This window comes from Hymenobacter sp. AT01-02 (genome assembly GCF_000961955.2).
GTDB lineage: Bacteria > Bacteroidota > Bacteroidia > Cytophagales > Hymenobacteraceae > Hymenobacter > Hymenobacter mucosus.
Window position 1 is genome coordinate 137,344 of record NZ_JZIR02000025.1, and the last position, 6,337, is coordinate 143,680.

At 50.3% G+C, this 6,337-nt stretch carries 5 protein-coding genes; 4 read left to right on the plus strand and 1 reads right to left on the minus strand.

The window, feature by feature from the left end; all coding sequences use genetic code 11:
• Window positions 1–127 precede the first annotated feature (127 nt).
• From VI25_RS26760 to VI25_RS10390, 4 genes are all read left to right on the plus strand, one after another.
• Window positions 128–2,233 carry an ATP-binding protein gene (locus VI25_RS26760; RefSeq protein ID WP_236705003.1) on the plus strand — a complete coding sequence of 702 codons (2,106 nt, stop codon included), beginning with the start codon at window positions 128–130 and terminating at the stop codon, window positions 2,231–2,233.
• Between the two features lie 35 nt (window positions 2,234–2,268).
• Window positions 2,269–2,997: a LytR/AlgR family response regulator transcription factor gene (locus tag VI25_RS10380; protein ID WP_045690261.1), complete on the plus strand. Its 729-nt coding sequence runs from the start codon at window positions 2,269–2,271 to the stop codon at window positions 2,995–2,997.
• 155 nt (window positions 2,998–3,152) lie between these two features.
• Window positions 3,153–3,647: a PKD domain-containing protein gene (locus tag VI25_RS10385; RefSeq protein WP_410503429.1), complete on the plus strand. Its 495-nt coding sequence runs from the start codon at window positions 3,153–3,155 to the stop codon at window positions 3,645–3,647.
• Window positions 3,648–3,864: 217 nt separating this feature from the next.
• Window positions 3,865–4,227 (plus strand): hypothetical protein, encoded by a 363-nt coding sequence (locus tag VI25_RS10390; protein ID WP_143437013.1) that lies wholly within the window; start codon window positions 3,865–3,867, stop codon window positions 4,225–4,227.
• A gap of 83 nt (window positions 4,228–4,310) precedes the next feature.
• Here VI25_RS10390 and VI25_RS10395 read toward each other — a convergent pair whose 3' ends face one another.
• Complete coding sequence (locus VI25_RS10395; protein WP_045690254.1) at window positions 4,311–5,852, minus strand: hypothetical protein; 1,542 nt, start codon at window positions 5,850–5,852, stop codon at window positions 4,311–4,313.
• Between the last annotated feature and the right edge of the window lie 485 nt (window positions 5,853–6,337).

The following is a 6,337-nucleotide window of genomic DNA, read 5'->3' on the forward strand; positions in this document are numbered from 1 at the left end:
GTACACATTTGCGCCGTTTACTACGCCGGACAACCCCGTCATTCACGATTTGCTTCCCAATGCCTCGGCGGTACTTCCCCACCTTGACTCAACTGTACTGCTAGCCGCCAGAAATGGATTGGTGCACGTGCAGTTACCGGCCCAATTGCCGGCCCGCAGCAGTCCTGTTTCTCTAACAGAAGTTGAAATTGACGGGGAACGGCAACGAGTCACTCAACCACTGCACTTGGCGGCTGGCCTGCACCGAGTAACGTGGTTTTTTCGGGTTGCCAGCCTATCTCCTTCCGGCATTTGGCAGTACCAATACCGACTACGTGGTTTTCATGACCATTGGAGCCGCCCATCCAACCTTGCAGAAGCAGATTTCCCGCGGCTTGATGCTGGACAATACGTACTGGAAGTTCGAGCCCGCCGCGGCTCCGACGGTATGTGGAGTCAGTCCGTTTTTGCCTCCCTGCACATCGCCACACCTTTCTGGCGCACTTGGTGGTTTGCGGTCCTGGTACTGGCGGCTGGCCTAGGATCAGCCTACGTATTTACGAGGCTGCGCACGGCTAACCTGCGGCGTCAGAAGTTGCAACTAGAAAATACCGTACGGGAGCGCACGGCAGAATTGCGGCACGAGAAAGACACTACCGAACGGATTAATGCCGAATTGGTAGTAGCGCGCGATGCAGCCGAAGCGTCGCGCCGGGCGAAAGCACAGTTTTTGGCCAACATGAGCCACGAGATTCGCACGCCCATGAATGCCGTCATTGGCCTCACTCACCTGCTTCGTAACACTCCCGTTACCGAAGAACAAGGCGAGTACTTGGCCGCTATTCAATCATCGTCGCAGAACCTCTTGGTTATCATAAACGATATCCTGGATAGTTCGAAGATTGAAGCGGGCAAACTTACCTTGGAGCGTACTCCCTTGCGCCTACCGGAAGTAGTTGAGCGAATTGCGCGGATGTTTCAGTTCGCCACAGAATCGAAAGGCTTGTATTTCCACACCGAGGTAGCACCCGACGTGCCTATTGCTATGCTAGGCGACGCGGTACGAGTAACTCAGGTGCTGGTGAATTTGGTGGGCAATGCCGTCAAGTTTACGACCACAGGAGGAGTTACGCTACGGGTATCAACCCAAGCTGGCCTAGGGGCCGAGCAGCCCTTGATACGATTTGCAGTGCTTGATACGGGCATTGGCATTGCCGCTGAGAAACTAGACGCCATCTTCGAGGACTTTTCTCAGGCCAATACAAGTACTACGCGTCAGTTTGGAGGCACGGGGCTAGGCCTGAGCATTGCCCGCAACCTCGTGCAACTGCACGGCGGGCGGTTGTGGGTAGAAAGTGTAGAAGGAGCAGGCTCCACATTCAGCTTTGAAATTCCGTGTACGGTTGTGGATGCTGCAACTGTGCGTCCCGAAGCAGTAGGCTCGTTGGCTCCATTTGTCCCTGCCCTACGCGTGCTCGTAGCCGAAGACAATGACCTCAACCAACTGGTAGCGCGCAAAACCCTAGAGGCCTGGAACGTAGAAGTTACTATTGCTGCCAATGGTCGCTTAGCTGTGGAAGCAGCCCAAACTGCGCCATTTGATGCCGTATTACTTGATGTGCAAATGCCAGAGATGGATGGCTACGAGGCGGCGCGCCAGCTTCGTATGTTGTTCCCCAGCGCTGAACAGTTTCCGCTCATCGGCCTAACCGCATCTGCCCTACCCGAAGATAGGGTGCTGGCGTTGGAAGCAGGCATGAACGACACCTTGGCCAAGCCGTTTGATCCAGCTGTTCTATACGCACGCCTAGCTTTCTATACGGGTCGCCAAGTGACGGAAAGTCTTTCAAGCACACCCCCTACCCTACCTGCTTCCGCTGAAGTATCTTCCCATGAGTATGCAGCTAACCACGTAACCGTAAGCTGGGAGTTGCTCGAAGAGTTATCGGGTGGGAATGAGGGATTCATCCATAGCATCATTCACACCTTCCTTGCCCAGGCTCCCCAGCTAGCTACTGAGTTGCAAGCCGATTCTAGCCCTATAGTTTTGCGCCAGGTAGCCCACAAGCTACGCGGGCAAGCTGCCTATTTTGGCTTGGACTCGCTAACTGAACGTCTGGAGCTTTTAGAGGACAAGCGAACCTCTTTTTCTGCCCCCGAACTGATAGCCCATACAAGCTACATACAACAAGAGTTGATGCTGGTGTATCCAGTACTGCGTCAGCGCCTTGGCATGAACAAGCTTGCTGTATAAATACGCTAAGACAACATCTACATTTGACGCTACCTATGCCCGATTCTACCACCCCACTGCGCTGCTTGGTTGTTGACGATGACCCTTTGTCCATTCAGATTGTTGAAACGTGCATTGCCAATACTCCCTTCCTCACATCCATTGGAAATTGCGAGAGTGCTGTAGCTGCGGCGGAAGTGCTTCGTACGCAACCCGTCGACCTTCTCTTTCTGGACGTCGAAATGCCGCTGATGTCGGGTCTCGATTTATTGGCGACACTTGAAAATCCGCCCCTGGTTATTCTCATTACCAGCAGTAAAAGCTACGCGGTGGAAGCTTTTGAATACGATGTACTTGACTATGTAGTGAAGCCCATTAGCTACGCTCGTTTTCTGAAAGCTGCCCAAAAAGCGTTGGAAGCAACTGAAAGCAGCACCACCGCTCCTACTGATACAATCCAGGCAGCACAGAATCCGCAATTCACTTTTGTCAAAGTCGAGAACAGATTGGTAAAAGTGCTTTTCGACGACGTGCGGTACGTTGAAGCCCTCGGCGACTACGTGCATATTGTAACGGGTACCAGCAAGCTTATTGTGTACAGTACTATGCGAGCTGCGGAGGAGAAATTTCCTACTAGCTTGTTTGCGCGAGTACACCGGTCCTTTATTGTCAACCTGAAGCGAGTTCAGTCAATAGAGGATAATACCATTTTGATTGGTAGTAAGCACATCCCAATTGGCCAGACCTATCAACGCGAGGTTTTTCAACGCCTAAATAAGTTTTGAGCATTTCTGTAGTCGTACACTCTATACAATGGTTGCGGGCAGCCGGTAGCACTACTTTGCTGGGCTGCCTACTAAGTGGCTTGCTCTTAGTTACCCAGCCGGCGTGCGCCCAAAATGCGGGTGACACGCTAAGTGTCAGCTGCCCGGCCCCTCGGGTGGTACCATTGTGCGTGGAGTTAGACGCGCGCCGAGCCATTGACCCGGATGCCGGCCCGCTGACTTTTCGTTGGAGCATGGGCGATGGCACCCTACTTACTGGGCCCGTCGTGTCGCATTGCTATCAGGAACGGAAGCTTTACACAGTACAACTCGATGTAGTGGAGGAAGCTACTGGTGCTGTGCGCACCGCTGAGAAGCTTATACCAGTAGATTTCACCAAAGAGACGGTAGTAAATTTTCATCTCTCAACTGACACTGTCCGCGTAGGCCAATCCATCACCTTCGATGCTGCGGATTCACAGCTACCCTTGTGTAGCAACGTGGTAGTTCTCTGGGATTTTCGGGACGGCTACGTTACCAACGGGCGGCAGGTGGCTCACAGATTTCGCCGAGCTGGACAGTATACCGTGCGAATGAGTTTACGCGGCAACGGTCCTGGTAGCTGCCCCGATAGTCACTGTGTCAGTCGCATAATAGTGGTACTACCTTAATTGACTGCATGGCATCCCGTCATTTCGTCCATTTACGCCATCTCTGCACACCTAGCTTGTCATTATCAATGAGCTTTTGTGTAATCAGCTCAAGTAGCTCGCTCAACTTCCAATAAAATACCGCTTACTGTTCATACTTCCATTTTGGTAGGCTTTGCTTCTACGCTTGCACTACCAAACCACACCTGCGTAATTAATGAAGACTTTTAGCTTTTGCTTGTTTCTAATTTTAGCTAGCGGCATTTCTCATGTCACGCACGCGCAACAGAGCCCATCTACCCTCAAAGCGCAAGCAATAGAGGATACGCGCCGTTTGGCAGCTCGCATTTCATTGGATGATGCGCGCTCAATGCAGGTGCGTCGGCTTGTGCTGGAACGGCTTACGCAGGAAAACGAAATAACAACTCAGTACGCCAACGACCCCGCCATGATGCAGAATAAGCTGCACGACCTTGAACGGCAATATGGCGAGAAGCTAAAAAACATTCTAACTGCATTGCAGTACCAACGTTACGTAGCCCAACTCTCTCCTACTGGGCCGGCACAACTAAGCTCTGGAACTCAGTCAAGTAATCGGTAGAATAAACGCCTTTACTTCAGAGGCGCAGCTGATTACTCCCGCGTGCAAGAAGGTGGTAATCAACTGCGCCTCTAAAACAAGTGCTATCCTACATAGTCGCGGCTAGCTTGCTCATTAGCACGCTGCTCCTCTTCTAGTCGGTGCAAGATGGTGAGGGTAAAGGCCCAAAGATCTTCATAGGGCACGATTTCAATTTCTCCGTAGGCTTCTCCCGGTTGGGGAGCCACCCGCAGTTTCTCCAGTAGAGGCGCCGCCTTCTGCTCGCACTGGCGTGCTACGAAGTTTTCTTTTACAGTTAGCAGGAGCATGCGAAAGAACAGCTGACTGCGCAGAGTTGCCGGATTACGCAAGTGACGCTGTTCGTACTTACGCAAACCGTCTAGTCGTGCTAGCAGCCCTTCAATGTCGCGGCGGCGAAGGAAATACAGAAATTGCAAGATCAGGATGGCTACGTTGTATCCCTGTTTGTCGCGGCTATAATCGGGAACCGTCTGCACCAATTGAGCAAAGTGGCGCATCTTCACTGGCGACTGCTCTGGTTGCACCAGTTGAATATACGCTTCGTACAGCTCCCACCGCTGCTGTGCCGCCGGTCGCTGCTTGCGGTAATACGGGTTCTTACGAGCCTGCTGTAGCAATTCATAAGCCTGCCCATACTGACTTGCGTGCATAGCCAGCAGCAGGTAGATTTCCAGGTAGTAAAACCAGTTTCCCGAAGAGTAATGGAAATCTTTGAAGTACTCTTCAGCAAGCTTCAATCCTTTTTTAGCTTGTCGGCACTGCAAGTGTGCGTACACGCTCATGTAGTTATTAAAGCGCTTATCGAAACGCATCTCGTTCACCTTGCCCTGCTTTCTGGCTTTCTCCGTAGCTGCTGTCAGCCGAATAATTTCCGCATAATTACCCGTTAGCTCTTCCCGCGACATCTTCGTGACGTACAGAAAATAGAATGTATTATACGTCTTAGCCTTCTTATGAAGCTGTTCTAAGCGCTCTAAGGAGGAAGGCAATTGTTTAAGAATAAACTGCCGCCAACGCACCTTCTGCTGAGAAAATACTTTTATTTCAAAGAATAGCTGTTCAGCTTCGTCTTCTAAACTCAGTGTTTGCTGAAGTTCTTCTAGCTGTTTGTTCATCGCTTTGAAACGAGCTGCGTTACGAGTTTCCGCATAGAGAATGCGTAGCATTCGCACGCACATCACGGCGTATTGTGTCAGTTCGGCATCAGTTGCCACTTTTAAGGATTTTCGAAACAGCCGTTCGGCTAGTTTATACTCGCCCTCTCCTAATAGGATACGCGCCTGGTGTAACAAACCCAAGCATTGCTGCTCATGCCGACGTGACACAACATGTCGTACATCCGTGTGATCTAAGAAATAGAGATGGTTCAGCAGTTTTTGCTGCACCCGCGACTTGAGCTTTCGGAACGTGGTCTGGCTACGGGCATCAGTAGCTCCGTACAAGCTTTTAACTATCTTGTTTTGAGTTGTATTAGGATCTTCTTCTAATAATCGGACCAGTTGTAAATCTTTGCTGGCTGCATTACGAGCAGAGAAGTCTAGAAAAGGGAGTACTGCCAACCGACGATCGGTCACAATTTTAACTAGCGTAGTAAGTTCGTCCATCAGAAAAGCCTATTTCAAGCACCTTATGCCACTTTTTACAATATACACAATCATAAAATCCACGTCACAAAAATTAAATAAACTGCCTTTACATGTCCTATGTGACCTGTGACCTTTGTATAATGGCTAATCATGCCTTATTTCCTGGCATTATGTCACAAAAATGGGCATATCGTCCAGGTTATACTTCCGTATTTTTCACTAATAATGCCTTCATTATGAAATAGAGGGCCTTGGAAGCAAAGATTTCTTTTTCCAAAGGCTGCGATTTTGAGGTCACGTTTACCGGTTTTCTTTCCTTTACGCCGGCTAGTTTGGTCCCCACATTTGTGTCAGTCAACCACCTGAACCACAAATAATTCCAAGCATCATGTTCCAAATCATCGCCATTGCTCTATTTCAAGTTTCTACTTTCGCTGCTTCTCCTGCCCAGCAGTCGGTTCTGACTTCTACTACCTCGCAAATTCTTGGCCACGGCACTAGCG